29 protein-coding genes and 2 tRNA genes are annotated in these 22,322 nt (G+C 52.7%); 18 read left to right on the top strand and 13 right to left on the bottom strand.

Going from position 1 to position 22,322, the window contains the following annotated elements; all coding sequences use genetic code 11:
* The first annotated feature begins 65 nt into the window (after positions 1–65).
* The 4 genes from WJU16_RS15415 (at position 66) to WJU16_RS15400 (ending at position 2,386) form a co-directional block, all read left to right on the top strand.
* Positions 66–836 carry a TatD family hydrolase gene (locus WJU16_RS15415; protein ID WP_341834381.1) on the top strand — a complete coding sequence of 257 codons (771 nt, stop codon included), beginning with the start codon at positions 66–68 and terminating at the stop codon, positions 834–836.
* Between the two features lie 41 nt (positions 837–877).
* On the top strand, positions 878–1,915 hold the full coding sequence (locus tag WJU16_RS15410) for a type I asparaginase (RefSeq protein ID WP_341834380.1): 1,038 nt from the start codon (positions 878–880) through the stop codon (positions 1,913–1,915).
* Positions 1,916–1,980: 65 nt separating this feature from the next.
* Complete coding sequence (locus WJU16_RS15405; RefSeq protein WP_341834379.1) at positions 1,981–2,226, top strand: YdeI/OmpD-associated family protein; 246 nt, start codon at positions 1,981–1,983, stop codon at positions 2,224–2,226.
* 73 nt (positions 2,227–2,299) lie between these two features.
* Positions 2,300–2,386: transfer RNA gene (locus WJU16_RS15400), tRNA-Ser, on the top strand.
* A 294-nt stretch (positions 2,387–2,680) separates the two neighbouring features.
* Here the strand turns inward: WJU16_RS15400 and WJU16_RS15395 are convergent.
* From WJU16_RS15395 to WJU16_RS15375, 5 genes are all read right to left on the bottom strand, one after another.
* Positions 2,681–3,232, bottom strand: a complete 552-nt coding sequence (locus WJU16_RS15395; protein ID WP_341834378.1) for a hypothetical protein — start codon at positions 3,230–3,232, stop codon at positions 2,681–2,683.
* On the bottom strand, positions 3,229–3,480 hold the full coding sequence (locus tag WJU16_RS15390) for a hypothetical protein (protein ID WP_341834377.1): 252 nt from the start codon (positions 3,478–3,480) through the stop codon (positions 3,229–3,231). Before WJU16_RS15390 ends, WJU16_RS15395 begins: the two co-directional genes overlap by 4 nt.
* 11 nt (positions 3,481–3,491) lie before the next feature.
* The gene (locus WJU16_RS15385) at positions 3,492–4,244 is read right to left on the bottom strand and encodes a hypothetical protein (protein ID WP_341834376.1); all 753 of its coding nucleotides are present in this window, start codon (positions 4,242–4,244) and stop codon (positions 3,492–3,494) included.
* Positions 4,241–4,630 (bottom strand): hypothetical protein, encoded by a 390-nt coding sequence (locus tag WJU16_RS15380; protein ID WP_341834375.1) that lies wholly within the window; start codon positions 4,628–4,630, stop codon positions 4,241–4,243. Before WJU16_RS15380 ends, WJU16_RS15385 begins: the two co-directional genes overlap by 4 nt.
* Positions 4,631–4,789: 159 nt before the next feature.
* Entirely contained in the window at positions 4,790–5,125 is a 336-nt protein-coding gene (locus WJU16_RS15375; RefSeq protein WP_341834374.1) for a YegP family protein, read from the bottom strand.
* Between the two features lie 106 nt (positions 5,126–5,231).
* Between WJU16_RS15375 and WJU16_RS15370 the strand changes: the two genes are divergently transcribed.
* Together WJU16_RS15370 and WJU16_RS15365 are read left to right on the top strand one after the other, a co-directional pair.
* Positions 5,232–5,687 (top strand): hypothetical protein, encoded by a 456-nt coding sequence (locus tag WJU16_RS15370; protein ID WP_341834373.1) that lies wholly within the window; start codon positions 5,232–5,234, stop codon positions 5,685–5,687.
* Entirely contained in the window at positions 5,677–5,850 is a 174-nt protein-coding gene (locus tag WJU16_RS15365; protein WP_341834372.1) for a hypothetical protein, read from the top strand. The genes WJU16_RS15370 and WJU16_RS15365 overlap by 11 nt, the downstream gene beginning before the upstream one ends.
* On the opposite strand, the gene WJU16_RS15360 is transcribed toward WJU16_RS15365, so the two are convergent.
* A complete protein-coding gene (locus WJU16_RS15360) occupies positions 5,851–6,762 on the bottom strand; it encodes a glutamate--tRNA ligase family protein (RefSeq protein ID WP_341834371.1) in 912 nt (303 codons plus the stop codon). It lies immediately after the preceding gene.
* 65 nt (positions 6,763–6,827) lie between these two features.
* Between WJU16_RS15360 and WJU16_RS15355 the strand changes: the two genes are divergently transcribed.
* Positions 6,828–6,901, top strand: a tRNA-Asp gene (locus WJU16_RS15355).
* A gap of 349 nt (positions 6,902–7,250) precedes the next feature.
* On the top strand, positions 7,251–7,622 hold the full coding sequence (locus WJU16_RS15350; RefSeq protein WP_341834370.1) for a hypothetical protein: 372 nt from the start codon (positions 7,251–7,253) through the stop codon (positions 7,620–7,622).
* A 236-nt stretch (positions 7,623–7,858) separates the two neighbouring features.
* On the opposite strand, the gene WJU16_RS15345 is transcribed toward WJU16_RS15350, so the two are convergent.
* Complete coding sequence (locus tag WJU16_RS15345; RefSeq protein WP_341834369.1) at positions 7,859–8,947, bottom strand: hypothetical protein; 1,089 nt, start codon at positions 8,945–8,947, stop codon at positions 7,859–7,861.
* Positions 8,948–9,207: 260 nt separating this feature from the next.
* Here WJU16_RS15345 and WJU16_RS15340 point away from each other — a divergent pair, with 260 nt between their 5' ends.
* The 5 genes from WJU16_RS15340 (at position 9,208) to WJU16_RS15320 (ending at position 13,158) form a co-directional block, all read left to right on the top strand.
* Positions 9,208–10,293, top strand: coding sequence for a histidine kinase (locus WJU16_RS15340; protein WP_341834368.1), 1,086 nt, complete (start codon positions 9,208–9,210; stop codon positions 10,291–10,293).
* Positions 10,274–11,053 carry a LytTR family DNA-binding domain-containing protein gene (locus WJU16_RS15335; RefSeq protein ID WP_341834367.1) on the top strand — a complete coding sequence of 260 codons (780 nt, stop codon included), beginning with the start codon at positions 10,274–10,276 and terminating at the stop codon, positions 11,051–11,053. The genes WJU16_RS15340 and WJU16_RS15335 overlap by 20 nt, the downstream gene beginning before the upstream one ends.
* 125 nt (positions 11,054–11,178) lie before the next feature.
* Positions 11,179–11,772, top strand: a complete 594-nt coding sequence (locus tag WJU16_RS15330; protein WP_341834366.1) for a diheme cytochrome c-553 — start codon at positions 11,179–11,181, stop codon at positions 11,770–11,772.
* 71 nt (positions 11,773–11,843) lie between these two features.
* The gene (locus WJU16_RS15325; RefSeq protein WP_341834365.1) at positions 11,844–12,302 is read left to right on the top strand and encodes a GNAT family N-acetyltransferase; all 459 of its coding nucleotides are present in this window, start codon (positions 11,844–11,846) and stop codon (positions 12,300–12,302) included.
* 103 nt (positions 12,303–12,405) lie between these two features.
* Positions 12,406–13,158 carry a hypothetical protein gene (locus WJU16_RS15320; protein WP_341834364.1) on the top strand — a complete coding sequence of 251 codons (753 nt, stop codon included), beginning with the start codon at positions 12,406–12,408 and terminating at the stop codon, positions 13,156–13,158.
* Positions 13,159–13,196: 38 nt separating this feature from the next.
* Here the strand turns inward: WJU16_RS15320 and WJU16_RS15315 are convergent, their stop codons facing one another.
* Positions 13,197–14,021 carry a DUF2306 domain-containing protein gene (locus WJU16_RS15315; RefSeq protein WP_341834363.1) on the bottom strand — a complete coding sequence of 275 codons (825 nt, stop codon included), beginning with the start codon at positions 14,019–14,021 and terminating at the stop codon, positions 13,197–13,199.
* A 24-nt stretch (positions 14,022–14,045) separates the two neighbouring features.
* A complete protein-coding gene (locus WJU16_RS15310; protein ID WP_341834362.1) occupies positions 14,046–14,630 on the bottom strand; it encodes a Crp/Fnr family transcriptional regulator in 585 nt (194 codons plus the stop codon).
* A 200-nt stretch (positions 14,631–14,830) separates the two neighbouring features.
* On the opposite strand from WJU16_RS15310, the gene WJU16_RS15305 reads away from it, so the two are divergent.
* Positions 14,831–15,136: a hypothetical protein gene (locus WJU16_RS15305; RefSeq protein ID WP_341834361.1), complete on the top strand. Its 306-nt coding sequence runs from the start codon at positions 14,831–14,833 to the stop codon at positions 15,134–15,136.
* A 20-nt stretch (positions 15,137–15,156) separates the two neighbouring features.
* Here the strand turns inward: WJU16_RS15305 and WJU16_RS15300 are convergent, their stop codons facing one another.
* From WJU16_RS15300 to WJU16_RS15285, 4 genes are all read right to left on the bottom strand, one after another.
* A complete protein-coding gene (locus WJU16_RS15300) occupies positions 15,157–15,531 on the bottom strand; it encodes a helix-turn-helix domain-containing protein (protein WP_341834360.1) in 375 nt (124 codons plus the stop codon).
* Between the two features lie 69 nt (positions 15,532–15,600).
* The gene (locus WJU16_RS15295) at positions 15,601–16,380 is read right to left on the bottom strand and encodes a hypothetical protein (RefSeq protein ID WP_341834359.1); all 780 of its coding nucleotides are present in this window, start codon (positions 16,378–16,380) and stop codon (positions 15,601–15,603) included.
* 378 nt (positions 16,381–16,758) lie between these two features.
* Positions 16,759–17,133 (bottom strand): hypothetical protein, encoded by a 375-nt coding sequence (locus WJU16_RS15290; RefSeq protein ID WP_341834358.1) that lies wholly within the window; start codon positions 17,131–17,133, stop codon positions 16,759–16,761.
* Positions 17,114–18,244: a glycosyltransferase family 39 protein gene (locus WJU16_RS15285; protein ID WP_341834357.1), complete on the bottom strand. Its 1,131-nt coding sequence runs from the start codon at positions 18,242–18,244 to the stop codon at positions 17,114–17,116. The genes WJU16_RS15290 and WJU16_RS15285 overlap by 20 nt, the downstream gene beginning before the upstream one ends.
* Positions 18,245–18,414: 170 nt before the next feature.
* Between WJU16_RS15285 and WJU16_RS15280 the strand changes: the two genes are divergently transcribed.
* From WJU16_RS15280 to WJU16_RS15265, 4 genes are all read left to right on the top strand, one after another.
* On the top strand, positions 18,415–20,238 hold the full coding sequence (locus WJU16_RS15280) for a 7TM diverse intracellular signaling domain-containing protein (protein ID WP_341834356.1): 1,824 nt from the start codon (positions 18,415–18,417) through the stop codon (positions 20,236–20,238).
* Positions 20,225–20,881 (top strand): response regulator transcription factor, encoded by a 657-nt coding sequence (locus WJU16_RS15275; RefSeq protein WP_341834355.1) that lies wholly within the window; start codon positions 20,225–20,227, stop codon positions 20,879–20,881. The genes WJU16_RS15280 and WJU16_RS15275 overlap by 14 nt, the downstream gene beginning before the upstream one ends.
* Positions 20,882–20,935: 54 nt before the next feature.
* Positions 20,936–21,643: an aquaporin Z gene (aqpZ, locus tag WJU16_RS15270; protein WP_341834354.1), complete on the top strand. Its 708-nt coding sequence runs from the start codon at positions 20,936–20,938 to the stop codon at positions 21,641–21,643.
* Between the two features lie 99 nt (positions 21,644–21,742).
* Positions 21,743–22,315: a cupin domain-containing protein gene (locus WJU16_RS15265; RefSeq protein WP_341834353.1), complete on the top strand. Its 573-nt coding sequence runs from the start codon at positions 21,743–21,745 to the stop codon at positions 22,313–22,315.
* Positions 22,316–22,322 lie beyond the last annotated feature (7 nt).

Raw genomic sequence — 22,322 nt, 5'->3', positions numbered from 1 at the left:
CGCCTCATACATTAAAGATTTCTCAAAAATAAAGATAAACAATTAATTGAAAAAAACAATATATAATGAATTGGATTGACACCCACGCCCATTTATACTCTGATAATTTCGATTCCGACCGGCCGGCGATGGTGGATCGTGCGATCCGCCAGGGGGTTGGGACGATGTTATTGCCGAATATAGATGAGGATTCCATTGGGGCGATGCTGGCGCTGGAAGCGGCTTTCCCGGAACATTGCCTGCCCATGATGGGGATTCATCCCGTTTACGTGAAAAAAAACGTAGAAGAGCAGCTGGCTATTGTGCGCAAGTGGCTGGAGGCCCGGAAATTCTGGGGTGTGGGCGAGATCGGGCTGGATTTTTATTGGGACCAGACGTTCAGGGAGCAGCAGTTCAGGGCATTCCGCAGCCAGATTGCGATGGCCCTCGAATTTGGCCTGCCCATTGCCATCCATAGCCGGGAGGCCACCCGCGCCTGCATTGATGTGGTGAAGGAGCTGCACGACGGGCGCCTGACCGGGGTGTTTCATTGTTTCTCGGGTACGCGCGACGAAGCGGAAGAGATCATCGGCATGGGGTTCTACCTGGGCATCGGCGGCGTAGTAACGTTCAAGAAGGCCGGGCTCGACGTGATCGTGGCCGATCTCCCACTGGAAAGCCTCGTGCTGGAAACGGACGCGCCCTACCTGGCGCCGGTCCCCTATCGCGGCAAGCGCAACGAAAGCAGCTACCTCCCGCTGATCGCGCAACGGATCGCAGATGTAAAAAATCTAAAAATTGAGGAAGTCGCGGCAGTTACCACTACCAATGCACAACAATTATTCAAAATGCTCTAACTGATAACGCGGTACATTTGCATGCAATTCTATAGCGTTACATGACGAAGATTCTCATCATCTATACCGGGGGCACCGTGGGGATGATTTACGACGAAAAGACAACCGCGTTGCGGCCCATCGGTTTTAACGAGATCAGGAATAATCTTCCCGAGCTCTACCGGATGGGAATTGATTTTTACGTGTATGCGTTCAATCCCCCGATGGATTCGTCCGACATGAGCCCGGAAGTATGGTCGGAGCTGGCCGGTATTATTGAAGACCGGTACGACCGCTACGACGGATTCGTGATCCTGCATGGTTCCGATACTATGGCTTTTACCGCTTCCGCGTTGAGTTACATGCTGGAGAATTTGTCCAAACCCGTGATCCTCACAGGCAGCCAGTTGCCGATCGGCAAGATCCGTACGGATGCGAAAGAGAACATCATCACCGCCATGGAAATCGCCAGCACCAAAGCGAACGGTCATTGTATGGTGCCCGAAGTCTGCATTTATTTCGACTTCATGCTGTTCCGCGGCAACCGTGCGAAGAAGTACAACGCGGAGAAATTCGAAGCGTTTTATTCCATGAACTACCCTGCCCTGGCGGAAGCCGGGATCGATATTAAGTACAAGCGCGACTTCATGCTGCCGGCGCCTGCCAAAGAGCTGAAAGTGCACAAGAGCATGGATCCCAATATCGGCGTGCTGAAAATTTTCCCTGGCATCACACGGCGCGCGGTGGAAGCGATCGTGAACACGCCCGGCATGCGCGGGCTATTGCTGGAAACTTTCGGCAGTGGCAACGCCACTACGCAATCCTGGTTCACCGAGTGCCTGCAGAAGGCGGCGGACAAAGGGATTATCATGGTCGACATCACGCAATGCGACGGTGGTTCCGTGGAACTGGGCAAGTACGAAACATCCACGCATCTGCAGAAGATCGGTGTCGTGAGCGGGCATGATATGACTTTTGAGGCGGCGACAACGAAGCTCATGTTCCTCCTCGGCCAGAACCTTCCGCCGGAGGAGGTGAAGCGATTGCTGGAGGTACCGCTTCGCGGCGAGCTGACGCCTTCTGAGCCGGTAATCGAATAAGGCGGGGCACGGTTTTGGCGGGAACGCAGTATCTTCATACAGTTGAACCTTCAATCCATTTAACCATGCAACGCGATTTCAGTCATTTGAAAAGACCCCTCCAGCCGATGCCCGATTATATTGCGGAGGCTTTACAGCGCGAGGGGCTGATGAAAAAATACGAAGCCCGGCCGGCTTATCAGCAAAACGATTACCTGTCCTGGATCACACGCGCCGTGCGCGAGGAAACCCGCGACAAGCGGCTCAGACAAATGCTCGACGAGCTGAAGAAAGGCGGGGTTTACATGCGGATGGCCTACAACGGTCAATAATTCCCAAAAAATAAATTGGAAAGTTTCAACAAAAGTCTATCTTTGCAACCCTGAATTGAATAATTCAACCGCCGGAGGAGTGCAGGAGTGGTTGAACTGGCACGCCTGGAAAGTGTGTATAGGTGAAAGCCTATCAAGGGTTCGAATCCCTTCTCCTCCGCAAGCTTTAAATGCTCATTGACTTCGGTCTTTGGGCATTTTTTGTTTTGGGGGTCGTCAGACTGGTTGTCACTTATTATTTGAATGCCCAACTTTTAAACCTGATCCTCTGTATGGGCAAAATGTTCTCCCCAACATCCACCGGCGACACCGGTATCGGCACTACTTCTCCAAAGACGCCGCTTTATATGTATGATAATGTAAAAACTATTACATCAACCGTTTTATTCGTTTTGCAACAGTACACGCAACAGGTAAAAATCACTTGCTGCTTTCCCCTTCTACCGGACAGACATTAACCATCCCCATACACCGGAAAATACCCCGGGAAAATGTTCCCATACAGGAACATAACCGAATAAGTCAGCACGATGGCGAGGAGCACGAAAACGAGATATTTCACCGGGGCGTATTTCTTGAATAGCAGGCAGACCGTTGCGGCGAGTACGATCATGGCCGGCTCCAGGATATAATCCAGCGCGCCACGCAACGACAGATCCGGGTAGGAATTCGCCGTTCCCTCCTCAACGCTGCGGCTGAATTTCATCAGCGTCAACACCGCATACGTAATGGAATGCGCCTGCCAGAGCGTGAACATCGCAGCCAGGCCACCGACGGCGCCCAATACCCATCCGCGATCACCGTCCGTCATCCTGTCTTTTCCAATCACCAGAACAATGGATATCACCAATGAAAAAGAGACCAGCGTTTCTATTTTCATCATCCACATAATACCTTCAACTCCCCTGCTATCCCTTTCCCGGATCACCATGTGGAAAAACGCAGTTACGAAAATCGTGACGGCCGTAATCAGTGCGGCTTTTGTGAAGATTTTTTGCTGGCTCATGAAGAAGGTATTTGGGATTTCTCCAATTGTTGAATGTAATCGATCCGCTCCTGGCGAGGCGGATGTACGATGTTGCTTCTCCGGGCGGGCGCCTCCAATCCCTCCAACACCTGCCGCAAAGCATCCCCTTCCGCATAGATGAAGGCACACATGTCTGCGAGGTGCTCCGATTCGCTGCGCAGCGTTCTGATGCGGCCATATTGACCCAGGTAAAAAATAATGAAGAACACCGGTACGATGACCGACAAGGCGCTTGTGATCACCGGGACAATCCCCCCTGCGGCCCGCCGCTCATCGCCAGCATCACTAAAACAGATATCAGCGTCAACAGCAGCATCGGCACAACCACCAGACGCACTACCGTGTAAAATTTCTCCGAAAGCAGGTACAGGTCCGTATCACCCTGCAGCACATGTCCCAGCTCATGCGCCAGGATTGCCTTTGAACGCTCGGGATGTTTTTGGTGGAACAGGAAATAATTCACAGGGACAACGATGTTCACATCTCCCCCGCCCAGCTGCTGGACAGACGGATAGCGCGCTTTGCTGAGGGTTTTCCAGAAACGTATGCGGTTTTCGGGAAGGATGCCCATGTCTGTAGCCAGCGCCTCCGTCATCTCCCTAATGGAAACGCCCTGCTCCGGCTGCATCTCCGTGACACGGCCCGCATTCACATCCGATTCAAACTTCCCCATCCCTTCTTTGATGGAAGCGAACAGTAACATCGCCGTACCGATGGATCCCGCCATCCCCAAAATGCTGTTGATGTACATGAGGTGCATTACTTCCGCCTGGAAAGATCTCCCAAGGCTGTATCCCGGGTACAGAAAATCGTCATATTCTGCTGACTCCGGACCCATGAAAAAGTACTGCAGGTTGATGACCACCACGGCGATAATGAAAAGCCAGAGATAGACGCGCGTCAGCCGGAACACCGATCGCCGGATCTTTTCCGCGTTGACAGCGCTTTCCGCCGACCGGATTGAGTACTCCGGCAGCAAAGCCGCGTTCACTTCAACAGGTTTTTAAGGTCTTCCTGGTATTTCTCTACAATTATGGCCGCCACTTCAGGCGCCACGCCGCTCTTGATGAGATCGAGCTGCCAGGTATCTTTGAGGGATGCATACTTTTGAGATCGGGACGACTTCCATTCCTTCCGGACGCTGAGGAAAGTGAGCACAGTTCCGGCGAGCACGCTGATCGATTGCACACCCTGCTCCACGCCTTCCCAGGAGAATTCATTCATGGCGCCATTGTCGGCAAACAAGTCTTCCGGCTGTTCTCCATTTGAAATCCTATCATAACAATCTTCCGCGTTGGATTCGAATGCCTCCAGCTCAGCCGGAAATTCTTCGCCTGTGATACGGCGCACGAGTTCGATAGTAATATCTTTTTCCATGAGGAAAAGTTTGAGGTTAAAGATGTCAGGGATAATGGCCTGGCGGCAGGCCGGGGGTATTAAAACGTAAATAAATATAACTTTTCCCGGCGAGAAAATGGTGGGGTGATAATAAAAAAGGCCTGCCGGAGCAGACCTTTCCTGTATGCAAGCGATGCGTTAGGCGGCCGACTGATCGTCCACCTCCGCGTCGGGTGCATTTTTCTTCACAGATTCGATCCCGCCGTCGCGGCTCGCCTCTGTGGTGTATTGCTGGCTGGTGCCGATGATCTGTCCGTTGGCGGCTTTCAGGTTGAAATAGAATTTTCCGCCGGCGTTCGTTTTGCGATCGAAGCGCTCATCCTGCCGGGCGTTGTTCCGAACGGAGTCGATCCCGTTCTGGCAGGCGGCTTTGGAGGAATATCCTTCGCTGCTGAGGATGTTTTCCCCGTTTCCGGCTTTCAGGTTAAACTGAAATTCACCGTCAGATCTTTTGGTGATGACGAATTTGCTCATAGGATGCTATTTTAGTGATGTTGAAAGTTAATAAAAATAAATAATGGATGCTACTGACATAATGTTGTCAGTCCGGGAAATTTACTTGCAGCAAAAATTCAACCTGATGGAAAAACTGGACCTCACTAAAAAGTACAAAACCTATTACCATGCCTCCACCCGACCGGAAATTGTGGATATCGGACCGGCAAGATACCTGTCGGTTACGGGCACCGGCGACCCTTCGGCCGAGGCATTTGCCGCCCATGTAGCGGCTTTATATCCAGTGGCCTATGCGATCAAGTTCCGGTGCAAGGAGCGCGGCAACGACTTCACCGTGGCCAAACTGGAGGGTCAGTGGTGGTTCGACATGCAGGCGTTTCCGGGGCTCAGTATGGCAGACGCACCGGCGAAAGTACCCCGCAGTGAATGGTCGTACCGGCTGCTCATCCGCCTTCCTGATTTCGTGACGGATGAAGATATCTCTGCAGGCGTGGCAGCGGCGGTAAAAAGGGGTTCCGCATGCGGATCAAGTAGTGGTGTTCGACATGCACGAAGGCAAATCCGTGCAGATGCTGCATAAGGGGCCGTTCAGCCGTGAGGGGGAAACGCTGGAGGTCATGCATGAATTTATGGTGGAGCAAAAGCTATCCCATAACGGGTTACACCATGAAATCTACCTTTCCGATTTCCGGAAGACGCCGCAGGAAAAGCTGAAAACGATTCTCCGGGAGCCCGTGAAATAACTATATGATGCCCTGGCGTTGCAGCAACCAATCGCCCAGTTCCCGGGCATTTTGGGGTGCGGCAAGGGGATCGGCCATGCGGGCGGTGGCGGTGCAGATATCGGCGGGCGAGAGGCCTTGCGCGCGCATGTGGCGAATGGAGGTGTCGCCGGCGGATTTGGAGAGTTTATGGCCCGAGGGGCCTTCCAGCAGCGGATGGTGCCAGAAAACGGTTTCCGGAAAAGTGTTGAACGGCAGCAGTGATGCCAGGTACAGTTGTCCGAGCGTGGATGGCAGCAGGTCTTCCCCGCGCACCACGTGGGTGACACCGAAGTGGAGATCATCGGCCACGGAGGCCAGTTGATACGCGGGATCGCCGTTTTTCTTGCGTACCACGAAGTCGTACATCGAGGGCGGCAGTGGCATGGGCGGGGTTGCGGGACCGGGAGAGCGTATGCCGATGCGGGAGCCGGGATCTGTTTTGAGGCGCCAGGCAACGCCCGGCTGGCTAAGCGGGATGTTTTTGTGGCGGCAGGTGCCGGGATAGGCGCCATTCAGCAGTTGGGTCCTGGAACAATCGCAGGCGAAGAGGTGGCCGCCGTCGCGGAGGGCGTTAAGAAGGGAGTTGTAGTGTTCGATGCGGAGGGTCTGGGACCACTGTGTGGAGAACTCATCCGGGTTTCGGGGGCCATGGTGCCAGGGGATATCCATGTATTCGAGGGTGGCGAAGATATCGGCGAGGTATTCCGGGCGGAGGCGGTCGCGGTCGAGATCATCGATCCGGAGCAGTATTTCCAGGTTGAGGTGGAGGCTGAGTGCGTAAGTGGCGGCGAACGACAGGAGGTTCCCGGCGTGCAGGAATCCGCTGGGTGTGGGGGCCAGGCGGGTCAGGCGGGGGACCTGGGCAGCGGGGGAATGGTCGATTTCCGGCATGAAATAAATTTGATTTGTAAATTTACAAGACTTGTCGCTATATTTGCAACCCGGTTAACGGAAATGGATCGGTAGTTCAGTCGGTTAGAATGCCGCCCTGTCACGGCGGAGGTCGCGGGTTCGAGTCCCGTCCGGTCCGCAAATCATCTCAGAAACCCGCGCATTGCGCGGGTTTTCTGTTTTTAGTCGAGTTCCCTTTAATTTTCAATGATCTTTACGGAGGTTAACAATTCATCTGAAATGAACAACATTTACAAACTTGCTTTTTAAATACCTGCTTTAGCATTTCAAAAAGCAAAGGTTCTGCAATACTGCAATACCGCTGTTCTTCCTCATCGGCGCTGGAAATGATGTGCAAAGCTGTCTTCTTCATCATAACATTCTTTGTTTATTTCCTAAAATAGGAGGTCGTTAATTATCCCTTCACCCCGGATTACTCTTCCAATTTTGAAATCGGCGATCCCAAGAACGCAATGACGCTCCTCAACATGTACAAGAACTGGGATAACAACACCATGAACAATTCAAAGGACTATTTCGCAGAAACAGACACCATGATCTTTTCCGATGGTTCTATGTTTACCGGGAACCGGGACAGTCTAATCCTGATGGCTACCAAGGTGAGGCGGCAAATGGGCACGGTGGTTGATTCTGTGCAGGCCTGGGTACCGCTCAGGAGCAGGAATCATAATGAGGAATGGGTATTAATATGGACCCGTGAGATTTCAACAGATGCCAAAGGACGGAAATCAACTAAAGAACTGCATGAAATATGGAGGTTGGATAAAGATGTCAAGATCAACCTGATGTACCAATACGAGCAGCAGCCTCCCAAAATGCCGCCGCCGAAAAAGAAATAATTGCACGACAGTGCGCTAACGGCGTTAATTATCAAGCTTTAATGCAGGAAGGTACGGTTGACCGTACCTTCCTCATTCCCATCCGGTGTAGAAACAGACAGCTTATAATTTCCTTTTTATCCTGAACTGGCCGGATATTTCTTTCTTTGGAGGGTTGTAACTACCATCCTGGTACCATACCTCAGCGGTAAATTTACCCTCCACATAACCTCCAACTGCATCGTACCGCGTAATGGTTACCCCCCGGAAGAATGTTGTAATTCGCAGGTTGGACAGGGCGTTTTGCTGGTAACCCAGTCCCATTCCTCCGTTCCTCCAATGTGCATATAGCTTTGATCGTCATCCAGTCCGTAAGGGTAGGAGCGTTGCCCGAAAGAAACTCCCAACAACCGGATCAGGATAAACTGACCTCCGCTCATTTCCGCATTGATGTAAAAGTTATCCGCTTCCATTTTGAGACATTCATCAGTAGTGCAATCAGCTGATTTGTTTTTGTAGACGATGCCATCCATTGTATAGACCAGGAATTCGTCTTCCATAATAGTCAGGGGAACGGTCAGGATGGCCTGCCTGCTGTAATCTTTCTTCGCCGTATTCCAGACGGGAACGTAAACACTCACCAGCTCCGGGTTTACGGCAGTCAGTGCGGTGGGAGCGGTATACAAGCAATTGATACCATCCGGCTTCAGTTTCCCTGCGCCCGCGCCCATTTTCCATTGTATGCGCGGTATCTGCGACCGGATATTGTATGCTACATACGCTCCAATCGGCGGATCTTTTTCCAGCGAGTTAAGCAATATTTCATGATACATCAGCTTTAAATGCGCCTGCTCACCAACTATTAACTCACTGCGATCCGTTTCTACTTTTAGGGATTCAACATAAGTCCAGTCACTAAAATGGGTGGTATGTGCCGTAAGCGTACGTGCAGCCTCATCCCTTTCCGTATCCATGACCATCCGGAAGAAGCCGGTCGAATCCTGGTATGCCAGGTGCAGCAGGTCAGGAGCGGTGCCGGCGGTTTCCGATGCCTCGTACCTGAATACTACTATTACCGGCTTTTTGAATTGAATATGCTCCGGCAGTAGTCTGAATGCGTTACGGGATGATCCGGTTAATGTGTTTTCAATGGGTTGAATGCTGAAATTGACGGGTGTGCTGACAGCTCCCGCCGGGATGACCAGTTGCACACCGTTTGCCTGCAATGTACCGCCACCGGTGCCAATGGTTTTGGTTACGGCCGGTCCCACTATGCCGCCGGCGTTTCTTCTAACCGGTTTGATAACCTGGTCCTCAATTTCAGCCGGCGACTTTTTACAGGCCATGAACAATGAGATGAATGTCAATAAAAGGAATGAATGAATTAGCTTCATAAAATGCGTGCTTGTGTTTGTTTCGGGGTAAATACTGGATGCAAAGGAAAATAAAAGGCGGACAGGTGAAATTTGGTTGATGCGCGAATCGTAACTCCCGATGCCTGAATTGTAAAAAACACTGCCGGCATTGTATTTACCATCGGCGCAGTGCCAGCCTTACAAGAGGAAGAGGTTACAAACTATCTTCTTTTCCCTATTTTTGCCGTGACATGGCAAAACAAACCGTTTTCAGTCTGACCAATGCACTGCGTGGCAACAGGCTTACCCGTTATGACGTAAGCGTACTATTTATCGTGTTGCCTTATTACTTTATCATTGCAATGCTCATCTGGGGGAAGGAGTATGTGACCGATCCGGGCGTTTTCCTTACAACCACAGCCATCCTATTGGGCGTTTGGCCCGCATCCTGGTTTATACATTCAAAAGCAGGGTACATTATCCGGAGCTTTTTCCCTGAAGTAAACCAGACAAGCCCGCGTGTATTGGTAACCCTGGCCATCTTTATACCCATTACCATTTTCATAAACTATCTTATTCTGGTGATGTGTTGCAGTGCGGCAGGGCGGCCGTATATGCCTGAAAAATTCGGTAGCATATCTTTAGCTGGTATAGTATTGAATATTATTGCCACCGCTGTATTCGAAGGCACTTACCTGTTAAAGAAATGGAAAGCATCGCTCATTGAAGCCGAGAAGTCAAAGAAGGCCTCCCTGCAAAGTGAGCTGGACAATCTGAAATCACAGGTGAATCCTCATTTCCTGTTCAACTCCCTGAATTCATTATCCGCCCTCATTTCCGAAGACCAGCAGAAAGCAGAAGAATTTTTATATGAAATGTGCAAGGTATACCGCTACCTGCTACAGAACAACGAACATGAGCTTACCGCCATACATGTGGAAGCCGCGTTTCTGAAGTCTTACTATTATTTGCTTAAAACAAGGTATGAATCCGCCATCCAACTGGATATTGACATTCCTGATCAATACAGGAACTACCAGATCCCGCCTTTCACGCTGCAGATGCTGGTCGAAAATGCGGTGAAGCATAACGTAATTATGGAATCCAATCCCCTTATTATCCAGGTATATACCAACGATAACGAAGAGTTGGTTGTCCGTAATAACCAGCAGGCGAAATCAGTTTCCGTACAGTCTAACAAAATAGGGCTAAAGAACATTCAACGCAAATACCAGCTACTGTCTCAACGCAGTGTTGCCATAGCGCCGGGCGACCAATACTTTACCGTAACGCTTCCCCTGATTAATCCCGCTACTTATGAAAGTGATAATCATTGAAGATGAAAATCTCGCAATTAAAAGACTGATAAAAATGATTGCCGGGACAGACAATAACATTGAAATTATTGCCACGCTCCGGAGCATATCAGAAAGCGTAGACTGGCTGAAAGCACATCCCGCGCCGGAATTGATATTTATGGATATTGAGCTGGCAGACGGGCAGTGCTTCGAGATCTTCAACCAGGTTACAGTGAACAGTCCGGTTATCTTCACTACTTCATACGACCAGTACATGCTGCGGGCGTTTGAAGTGAACAGTCTGGACTACCTCCTGAAGCCTGTAGAACCCGAAAGACTGGCACAGGCATTAAACAAGCACAAAACCCTTCAGGCACATTATGCCAGTCGAACCTCGCCCAATGTGAACGTTGCCCGGTTGCTGAATGACCTTCGGGAGAACCTTGACAAACATCAATATCGCAAACGGTTCCTCGTAAAATCCGGGAATAAGCTGGTAAGCATACAAACGGAAGACATCGCTTATTTCTTCCGGGAAGGCAGGATCACATTTTTCAAAACTTTCACCAACAGTAAGTATATAACTGATTATACGCTGGAAGAACTGCAGGAAGAAATGCTGGATCCGGCTGATTTCTACAGGATCAACCGCTCAACGTTAGTATCCATAAAATCCGTCAAAACAATAGAGAACTTCCCGGGAAACAGGCTGCACCTGGATCTTGTCCCCGCTTTTGACAAAGATTCCATTGTAAGCAGGGAAAAGGTATCAGCTTTCAAAGACTGGATTGGCAAATAGCACCGTTCCCATTTAAGCACAGATTTCCACGGTTGGCGCGCCACAACTTACGACTCCGTCATCCTCCTCCTGCGGCTAAGTTTGTAATGAAATAATTTTGCGCATCAAATAACGTGGAAACAAATATGAACAGATTAATCCCGGCTTCAGCATTTGCAGCGTGCTCTTTAATAGCGTTGCTTTTTTCCTGCAATTCAGTTAATAATGACCCCCCCGGCGGAGTGGCTTCAGATTCCGCCGCCCTGGTAAATCGGGGAGCATACCTGGTCACCATCGGGGGATGTAATGATTGCCATTCTCCCAAGCGGATGGGTAAAATGGGGCCTGAAGTGATTCCGGAGACACAACTTTCCGGCTACCCTTCCAGCCGCCCCCTTGCGGCCTTTGACACAGCGCTGGCTAAAAAAGGTATCGCGCAGTTCAATGAAGATATGACGGCCGCCGCAGGGCCATGGGGTATTAGTTTCGCTTTAAATATCACCAGCGATGTAAGCGGCATCGGCAACTGGACTCCTGAGAATTTTAAAACCGCCATGCGGCATGGTAAACTGAAAGGAGCTGAAAAAGGCCGCACACTGCTTCCCCCAATGCCCTGGACAAACTATACGCAAATGACCGATGAAGATCTCAATGCCATATTCAGTTATCTGAAACAAACAAAACCCGTTAAGAACTTCCCCCGGTACCGCAGTATTTTTAGCAGAAAGGCCTTCGTATGAAGGCCTTTCAACCCGGATTTTGCCGCTTCCCATGAAACCATGTATCTTAGGGCAGCCCCAATCAAACAACAATGCATACCTTTTTCAGAACCGCGGAACTCAGGGATATTAAACAAATGCAGGTAGTGAGGCACCTGGTGAAAGAAAACACCCTCAGCAACCCCGATCTTGTTCCGGATAAAGATGTGGCGTATTATATCACCGAAAAGGGGAAGGGCTGGGTTTGTGAGGCTGATGGACAGGTTATAGGCTTCTCCATTGTAGACCTGCAGGAGAATAGCGTATGGGCCTTATTCGTGGACCCGGCTTATGCTGAACAGGGAATAGGAAAAGAGCTGCACCGGTTGATGCTGGAATGGTATTTCCGGCAAACGCAAAGCACGCTGGTACTGGGAACCGCTCCCAATACCCGGGCCGAACGGTTCTACACCCTCCAGGGCTGGTCGCCCGCCGGCAGCTACGCCAACGGGGAAAGGAAGTTCGAACTCACGTACTCCGACTGGGCCCGGCGTAACCCCGCAGAAAGTTAAAATCCCATAACTTTACGACTTTATTATTTCAGAAAGCCTTGCCCAAGCCGGCTTTTCTTTATTTGTTGTGTTACATCTCCCCCATTTCATTAATTTTATCTGCATGAAATGTTCCTATACGCTATTGATATTTTGCTTCTTTCTGCCCACATTGACTTCCGCCCAGCATTTGCCCGCCCAAAGTCCGGTTTTGATTGTCTCGCCTGGTGGCCATGTCCCCGCCAACGCAACTTCCAAGGGCACTCTCAGAATAAAGGACGGCGGCTTTAAGACTAAATGCGGTTACACTCAATCCATCAACGAAGCCCGGACAAAAGCCCGCCTTTCCGGCGCCAATATCATCAGATTTACCCAGATCAAAGCACCCGACGCCTGGAGTACCTGCTACCGCATGAACGCCGAATTATATTATCTCGAAGACCTCTCACCCATGATCGCCGTACAAAAGGCAGCTGCAGACTCCGCAATGCGCGCTCTGGTGCCCGATACGGCCTCCTACGCCTTGCTGTGTGTGTACCGCCCCAGATCAGGGCTGGGCACGTTGGTGCAATACAACCTGCACGTCAATGATTCCATGGTATGCCGGGTGAAGAACGGGGGCAGCTACCAGGTAAAAATCGATCCTGCCAGTCAAGCCCTGCTATGGGCGCGCACGGAAAAAAGGACAGAAGTAACGGTGGATTTCCAGCCGGGTAAAGTTTATTTCTTACGCTGCGCTGTTGGCGTGGGCGCGCTCGTAGGGCGACCGGTTTTTGACATCATGGATGACTATACAGGAGCGATGGAGTTCAATGAAACGAAAGCCGAAAAACCGGTGGATTCCGGGGAAGACCCGGTTTATTCAGGTGGTAAATAGTAATTGTACATACGTAATGGAAGCCGCAGGAAAATAGCCTATAAACGCGGCAGCCACATCCCCAGCGTAGCCGCCACAGAACCCAGCCCCATACCCAATGCCATCAGCACCAGGAATCCCGAGAACAATGCCCTTTGCAGGGAAGAACCGTTGCGCCTGATATGAAAATATACCGCGGCAATACCCTGGGGCAAGATGTACACGAATACCGACAAACCCGTTAAAAACGGACCGGTAAACGTACCCGGATCAAATCCCACCGGCGCCCGGAAAATAAACATCCACAGCATAAAGAATACCCGGAAAAACCATACGCCGCTCATCGCCAGGAAAAGATGCACCGCCCATTGCTGATGCGCCGCAAACTTTCGCTGCATGGCATTCCTGATCGTAAGGATCGCACAGCCGAGGATGATCAGGCCATTCATCGTGATCGCCACCGCCATCACCGGCCCTCCCACCGCCCCGCGCACCCAGGTCAGATACAACCCCGCTGCGCTTATCAGGATAGCCGAAACAATATATATTCTCCCGCTCACCCGGTGGAAGCGTGGCGCCCTGGCACGGAGCGCATCCACCAGCTGCAAAGGTCCCAATATTGTGATGATGGCCGCAAAAGCTACATGCAAACCGAAAATGATATTGCCCCTCACGTCGCCGTGCACATAAAAGTGCGGGTTGACGGCATTCCACGTCTCCAGCTGCCCCAGCGCCGCCGACCGCCCGTAATGCATCAAAATATAATATGCGAAAACCGCCTGCCCCAGGCAGGTAACGGCAAACCATAGCCGGGCCGCTATTCGTAGCAGCCGGAGGGATACATTGTTCATCATATGGAAGTATTCCCCGAAAATACCCACCATACGATGATTTCAGCTTAACATTTGTTAGGAAATAATCTCCCGCCGGATGCGGCTCAGGCTCTCCGGCTTGATCCCGAGGTAAGAGGCGATATACTTCAACGGAACATTCTTCATGATGTCAGGACAATCCCTGATAAACTTGCGGTACCGCTGTTCCGCCGTAAGCGTAGCCAGGTCGTTCATCCGCTGCTTATCCTCCTCCATCACCTGCTGGAACAACCGGATGGTATAATCCTTTTGCGTTGCACTGGTCTGCACCGTCCGGTCGGCGTCCGTCTTCGTGATCCGCAGCAACGCGCAATCGGTGATACAATGAAGGTACTCACCGGACACGGTCTGATTCGCAAAATGCAGGTAGGAAGTAAAGAAACGCGGCCCGTTGTTCAGATCCACCGTCACCTCTTCGCCCTTATCATTGACATAAAACTTACGCATGTACCCGGAAACGATAAAATTGTGATACACCGGCACCTTCCCCGCCGTTTCCAGCATCGTGTCCTTCTTCACCTGCACAGCCTTGAATGTGTTGCGGCAACTTTCTTTATCCGCCTCCGGCAGCGCAATCATCTGCTGAATATACCGGAAAAGCGCAGTATAGTAGTGCTCCATAACGTCGGCTTGTTTCGGTAAAGATAGGCCGGCAGGGCATTCGCTCCGCAGGACTTCACAAATCGCTGTTATTCACGCCATAACACCTCCCCACTTCCCTCCAGGTAACTACTTACCCATGGGAAAGCCATGGTAAAGAAACGGCGCCCCGGCCGTAAGCCCTGTTCGATGAAGACCTGCTGCTGGCGCGGAAGCTGGGCGTGCGGGGTTTCCCTACGTTCTTCGTCAGTAATGCCGCGGGGGAAACGGAACTGATCTACGGTTTCAAACCGTATGAAAGCTTCGAGGCCGGCATCCGGAAAGTATTTGCAGGCGTGGAGAAATCAAATTATGCGCAAGACGGCAAAAGCCTTTTCGCGATATATGCCTCCCTTACTTTACGCGAGTTCGCTGAGCTGGGCGGGCTCAGCTTCGACGCTGCGGAAGAAGTATTGGGAATGCTTGTGAAAGAAGGACTGGTAACGGTCACCCCAACGAAAAACGGTGCCATCTGGACCCGTAAGTAACCACCACACCCGCGGAACACCTATTCTGCGGGTGTACTTTTTCGCAGAAGGGCGCTGCGGTAAGAAATCCCCCATTTGGCGATTTCATCGATGATGGGAGACAACGTCCTCCCGAATTCCGTGATTTCATATTCCACCGTTAACGGTTTGGTGTTGCAGACGGTGCGTATCACGAGCTGGTTCACTTCCAGGTCCTGCAGCTCCTTCGACAACATCTTGGGTGCGATGCCATCGACCTCCCGGAGGAGGTCCATAAACCGCAGCTTGCCGCCTTGCATGAGGGTACCCAGAATATGAAATTTCCATTTCCCCGATAAAATCTCCATCGAATCCTTGATCGCCAGTATCCTGGTTTTGCAGATGTTCGTGCTGTTGTGGACGGCTTGCTTCTTCATGTCGGTTCCGTATTTGCGATGAAATAACGGTATAAAGATAACAAACTGTCCGCTGCCGCATCATGGCCATCAAAACACCCCCAACACCTTCGCGCTGCCGGATCTCTTCACTGCGATAATGTTGCCGGTGTTATCCGGTGCGCCCTGCTCGATGCCGATGCCCAGCACCAGGGTCACTGCATCGGGAAATTCCTGTGGCAATCGCAGCTGTACCGTAGTGGCGGCAGCGGGCGACTGCCTGTGCTGCCAGTTGGCGACATGCGATGCAATCGGCAATTGCCCCATGCGCTGGTGCCCGCCGTCCGCGAATGTAATATCCCCTGCCGCACCCAGCGTAACGCAAAATCGGTAATAGGGCGCATCCCGCAGCAGGTGCAGATGAATACCCGGAACGAGCTCCGGAATAGAAACGATGGCGCCGCCGCCGGCACGATCCGGATGCACCGCCACCGGAATTCGGACGATCCCGTCGAACGGATGCAACAGGTTTAGCGGAAAACCCTGCAACAAATGCCGGTTGCGCGACAGGTATATACACCGCTGGCCGAGATCGGCCGCATCCGTTTTCTGGATGGCTTTTGCGAGCTTGTTCAATGCGCCGGTGAACAGCGGGTCACCGAGATGCCGCAACGGGAACAAGGCCTGGCGGATGCTCTGGGTCATCATCGTACAGGCTTTGAACTCCGCATTGTTCCAACGCGTACGCTCAAAATTCGGATGGTTGCTGATCTGCTCCTTCGTGGGGCCGCCTTTTCTTCTGACATACACTTTATCCGATCCATATTGCCGGTAAATCGAAAGTTGGCCGAGGTTGCCCTCCATGTCCAACTGGGGCTTCAGTCTTGCCATAACGGGGTTTTCACCCTACAACGCCACAGTAAAGAAAAGGTTTATCGATGTTTATCTTACCAATAAAATACCCGCATCGTATCCATATCCTACCTCCTTATGAGGGTAAGATATGGGTGGGATATGGGTAAGATATGGGTAAGACATGGGTAAGATATCTACACTGCAAACCTCCCGAAAGCCCGTCGAAATCCTCTGCCATCCCTTATTCTATCATTCACACAAAATAGTTTGCAATACCAACACCGCTTCGTTTGCGTAACCGGACAGCTGGGTGTTCCGGCAGGGGGATATCCGGTAATGCGGACGCATTTTCGAAGGCCGGCAGTTGCCGGCTAAGCGTTTTCGCAGGCATTTTCATATTGGTCAGCGCGGCCCTTACTCCGGCGGGCGGTACCCTTCGCATTGGTACACCAGCCAGCGCCGCACGAGTTTCCGCCCTTTGCTCACATCAATCGTATAAACCTGCTTTACTTCCCGGAAGTATTGGCGCAGGGTATCCGCGAAGCGGCGCTCGTCCTGGTCGGTATAGAGATCGGGGATGGAATTGATGAAAAGCGCATTGCGGCCCGAAAGGCTTTGGATGTTGGTGCCGATGTAATCGAACTGCAGCGCGGGTTTGCCGATGATGTTTTGTCCGTATACCATTTGGTCAAGGTAGAAATTGAGGATGGCGCTCGTTTTGTAATCGTCGGCCGAGAAGATGAAGTGCCCCGGGAACTCATGCTGAATCTTACGCACTTCGTGCGCCATCCCCCCAGCCTACCCATACATCGTCGGACTTCACCGGCACCGGGTACCATATTAACTCGATCGTCATAGCCGCATGGATGACCATCGCGATCCCCTGTTGCCAGGCCCTCCATTTTCTCGGGAAATACCGCATCACCCAGATCACGCCGGTGATGTACGCCGGCATCATCCAGTTCAGCTTCACCCAATAAAACGGGGACATGGCCAGGAATACGCAAAACACCGGCAGGAAGAAACTCAGCAGGAACCAGGTGCGTTCGTCCGCCAGCCACAGGCGCCCCCGGTATTTCCCTACATACTTCCATATGGCGCGGAAGAGCATTACCAGCAGCACCGGCCCCAGCAACGCCGCCTGGTGGCCCAATACCCCGAGCGCGTCCGTTAGCCGCAGCGCCACACCACTGACGCGGGCGGCGGACTGGAAACGGAACGAGGCGAAGTCGTGCTGCACATTCCATACCACCACCGGCAACGCCGCCAGCACCATGCAGGCCAGGCCCGCCCAGGGCCAAATGGTAAGCAGCACGCGCCGGCTTCTCGCAGACCCCAGCAGAAAGAGCGCCGTGCCCAATGGCAGGAACACGGCTGTATATTTGCTGTCGAACGCCAGTCCCATCATCCCCCCCGCCAGCAACCAATACCAACGGCGCCCGAGGAACAAGACCTTACAGAGGCACAACAGCGCCAGGGCCCAGCATAACAGCAACGGCACGTCTGGCGTGGATACCAGGGATAAAATGGTGACCATCAGCGTAGACCCCAGCAGCAACAGCCCTTGCATGGCCCGGCGGCGCGGCAGGAAAAACAACGCCAGCTGCCGGAACACCAGAAGCGTGCCCAGCGTCACCAGCGTATCCGCCAGCTTGATAACCCACACTTCTTTCCCCAATACCGCCGTGAATGCTTTCAGCACCCAGGCAATCGCCGGAGGATGATCGAAATAGGAAATAGCCGGATGTTCGGTGTAGAAGTAATAATACGCGTCCTGCGGCATGAGCCCCATGCGCCAGATGAATATGGTCCGTAAAATGAAAATGCTCATTGCGGATATCGTCAGGCAGCGGTCGTGCCGCCAGACCTCCCGCCAGTCTGCCCGTAATGTTACCTGCATAGCTGGTTCGCTAAAGCCAGAATCATTCCGGAAATTATCCAGATGTTAATTACTATTGATTTACAATAGTTTACAAATTTTCCATTTCCTTCCCGCAGCGCTTACCTTTGCACATTATGGGTAACAATGCCTATATCCCCTGTACACACCAATCGTAATTTTGCCTGAGTATGTTGCGCAGCCTCATTTTATTCCTGTCGGGATTGCTGGTTTTCCATTCCTTTAATGCGGCGGCGCAGCTGCCGGGCCTGCCTTCGCGGAAGGTTACGCATCCGCTGCTGCTGGAAGATGCCTCCCGGCAACTGACCATCACCGAAGTGGCTGCCAGCGCGGATAAATTCCATCGTTCGGAAGACGCCGTGGCCATCCCCGGCGCTACTAATTCCGCATGGTGGGTGAAGTTTGATGTGGAAAACCCAGTGGATGAAAACCTGTATATTTCCATCGCATCGGCGGGGCTACAGGAGATCGATCTCTACCACGAATCCATCCCGGGACAGTTCAGCAACGTGCGCTACCACGCGGGCGCAACAGGCGACAAGCAAATCATCCAGTCCAACATGCCCCTGCTGCCGCTGCATGCCCCTCCGGCGAAGCGGACCACCTATTACCTCCGGGTCACCAGCAACGCCGTGCTGCAGCTGCGGATGGAAATATCTTCCATCGAAAACCACCTCGCCATGCAGCGCGAAGACGATTTCATCAACGGCATTTTCTACGGCGTACTGGTGGCGCTGATGGTCTATAATCTTTTCGCCTTCCTCACCCTGCGCGACGTTACGTACCTGCTGTACGTTTTATATATCCTGTTTTCCGGCATCTCCACGCTCATCCTCAACAATTACATTCTCGTTTTCTTCCCCGGCGCGGGCTGGCTGAACGAGATGACGACCGGGCTTCCGGGGGGCATGCTGTTCGGGGTGCTTTTTACCAATGCCTTTCTCCGGGTGAAGCAACATGCGCCCCGGATCTACAGGCTGAGCACGCCCGTCGTGCTCTTCATCCTCGCCGTGCCGGTGGCGGCTGTGTTCATTCCCTGGCCGGTGATGTATATCGTGCTGGAAGCAGCGATGTATTTGACGTTTGCTTACTGGCTCCTGGCGGGCGTAACGGTGTACATGAAAGGCTTCAGGCCGGCGGTGTACTTTCTCGTGGGGTTCAGCCTGCTCATTGGTTTCGGCATGGTATATAACCTGCGCGACAACGACCTGCTGCCAGACAATTACTTTACGCGGCATTCCGCGCAGCTGGGAACGGCGCTGGAAGCCATTATCCTTTCCTGGGCGCTCACCAGCAAAGTGAATTTCTACAAACGGGAGAAGGAAGCCCTCCAGCACCAGGCGCTCGAGCAAAGCAGCGCGTTCTCCAAAGAACTGATCCGCATCCAGGAACACGAACGCAAGCGCATCGCCTCCGAACTGCACGACAGCGTGGGCCAGCAACTCGTATTGATCAAAAACCGCCTGCTGATGCTCCGCAATAAAACCGGCGATACCGATGCGCAATCGTTGTCCGAAGACCTGTCGGGCAACGTGGCGGATACCATCCAGGAGATCCGGAATATTTCTTACTCCCTCCGGCCTTACCAGATGGACATGATGGGCCTCACACAAAGCATCCAGAGCCTGGCCGACGAAACCGGCGACGCCGCCAACATCGTCATGGAAACAGGCATCGACAATATCGATCATCTCTTTTCGCCTGAAAACGAAATGAACGTCTACCGCATCGTGCAGGAGCTGCTCAACAATATGGTGAAGCATGCCGGCGCCACGCGATGCCACCTGCGCGTGCATCGTGCGGTGTGGCTGATCAAGATCATCGTCACCGACGACGGTGTAGGGTTTACAGGCAAAAACGAACATGGCTTCGGCCTGCTGGGCATCCGTGAGCGCGTGCAGATCATGGGCGGCCAGTTCATCATTCATCCTGACGAAGGCGCAGGCGCGGCGCTTACCGTCAACATTCCCATTTCCTATCATGAACGCACTTGATATCCTCATCGCAGACGACCACCCGATTTTCCTCAAAGGCCTCCGCGAAGTGATCGAATCCGGCGGCAATTACCGCGTCATTTACCAGGCCGCCAACGGCAGGGAAGCAGTAGAAGGCGTACGTTCCAAGCATCCGGACGTGGTGATCCTCGACATCGACATGCCCCAGCTGAACGGCTTGCAGGCGGCGGAAGAAATCCTGCTTACGAAACCCGAGATGCCTATCATCCTGCTCACCATGCACAAGGTGAAAGACGCATTCATGAAAGCGCTGGAGATCGGTATCCTGGGATATGTATTGAAAGAGAACGCCGTGGTGGACATTATTCATGCGATACAATCGGTTACGGAAGGCAATGCGTACATCAGCCCGGAGATGTCGACTTACCTATTGCGCCAGAAGCACAAGACGGCTACCGGCGCGGGCGACATGCTGGCGACGCTCACCCCATCCGAATTCCGCATCATCCACCTGGTGGCGGCTTATAAGACGAGCAAAGAGATCGCGGAGGAGTTGCATATCAGTGAAAAAACGGTGAGCAATCACCGGATGAACATTACGCGGAAATTATCGCTTTCGGGGAAGAACAGCTTGTTGCGGTTCGCGATCGAGGCTACGGGCGGGAGCAAAACGGGTTTCTGAGAACAACAATCGCCGGGGTTGGTTTGTATTTATAGGTAACTAAAACAAACCCACATGGAAATCAAGTCTTCCACCAGGTATTTTGCCGAGATGATCGGCACATTTGCTTTGGTATTCTTTGGCTGCGGCGCGGCCGTGGTATCGGGGGTAAGTGCATCCGGGCCTGCGGGGATCGGGCTGCTGGGGATCGCATTTGCGTTCGGGCTGGCGGTGCTGGTGATGTGTTATGCGATCGGCGGGATCTCCGGCTGCCATATCAACCCGGCCATTACCCTGGCCATGCTGACCGCCGGCAAGATCAAGGCGGCGGATGCACTGGGGTACATCATCGCCCAATGCGTTGGCGCTATCGTAGCCGCATGGGTGTTATGGACCATCCAAAAAGGCCTTCCCGGCTGGCAGGCGGGCGAATGGGCCCTGGGATCCAACGGATGGGGCGAAGGTTATGGAGCGGGCTACAACACCGCATCCGCCTTCATTGCTGAAGCCGTTCTTACCTTTCTCTTCCTCTTCGTGATTTTCGGCGCAACGGGCAAATGGGGCAACGGCACCACTGCGGGTGTAGCGATCGGTCTTACCCTTACCTGCATTCACCTCTTCTGCATTCCCATTACGGGAACTTCCGTGAACCCCGCCCGCAGCCTCGGCCCCGCGATCTTTGCGGGCGGCGCGGCCTTGTCTCAGCTCTGGCTCTTCATTGTCGCGCCCATCGTCGGCGGCATCGCAGCAGCGCTCGTCTGGCGCGCGATGGACAAATCGTAAGTACCATTACCCAGATATTTAAGTAATACTACCAGTGCGGCAAACCTTTTGCCGCACTTACTTTTGCTGCCGTACTCAGACCTCAAAAACCGCAGCTACATGGTACGGCAGGGATCCGTTATATTCAACCCTTACAACCAGGAGCAGTTTACCTTCCTCCAGACGCACGCCAGCACCGGCGGCGCCTACCTGCAGATCGCGGTGGTGGCGGGCCCGGGAATGGAAAGCGCCTGCGGCTCCCTCCGGCACCGGCATCCGCTGCAGGAAGAAAGGTTCATGGTCCATTCCGGCAGCCTCTGGATGGAAACGGGCCGCACCGCGCGGATGTACCACGCCGGCGAACAGGTGATCGTTCCTCCCGGCACCCCGCATGCATGGCGGAATGGCAGCCGGTCGGAATCCCTTCATTTCACATATGAAATCGCGCCCGCCATGCAGTGGGAATGCATTCTGGAAACGTTATGGTCGCTGTCGCAAAAAGGCGCCCTCAACCGCCAGGGGCAAGCCTGCTTCCTGCAACTGGCCACCACCCTGCACCGCTACCCGGATCACTGCTACCTCGCAGGCATGCCCGTAATCCTGCAGAAATGGTTATTCCGCTTCATGGCCAGGATCGCCAAATGGCTGGGGTACCGGCCTTACCATAAGTACCGGGGCGTAGGGGGAATATAAGCCAAAA

The organism is Chitinophaga pollutisoli (genome assembly GCF_038396755.1).
In the GTDB taxonomy this organism is placed as follows: domain Bacteria; phylum Bacteroidota; class Bacteroidia; order Chitinophagales; family Chitinophagaceae; genus Chitinophaga; species Chitinophaga pollutisoli.
Note: the sequence above shows the minus strand (reverse complement) of the source record. Positions and strands in the feature narration are given on the sequence as shown.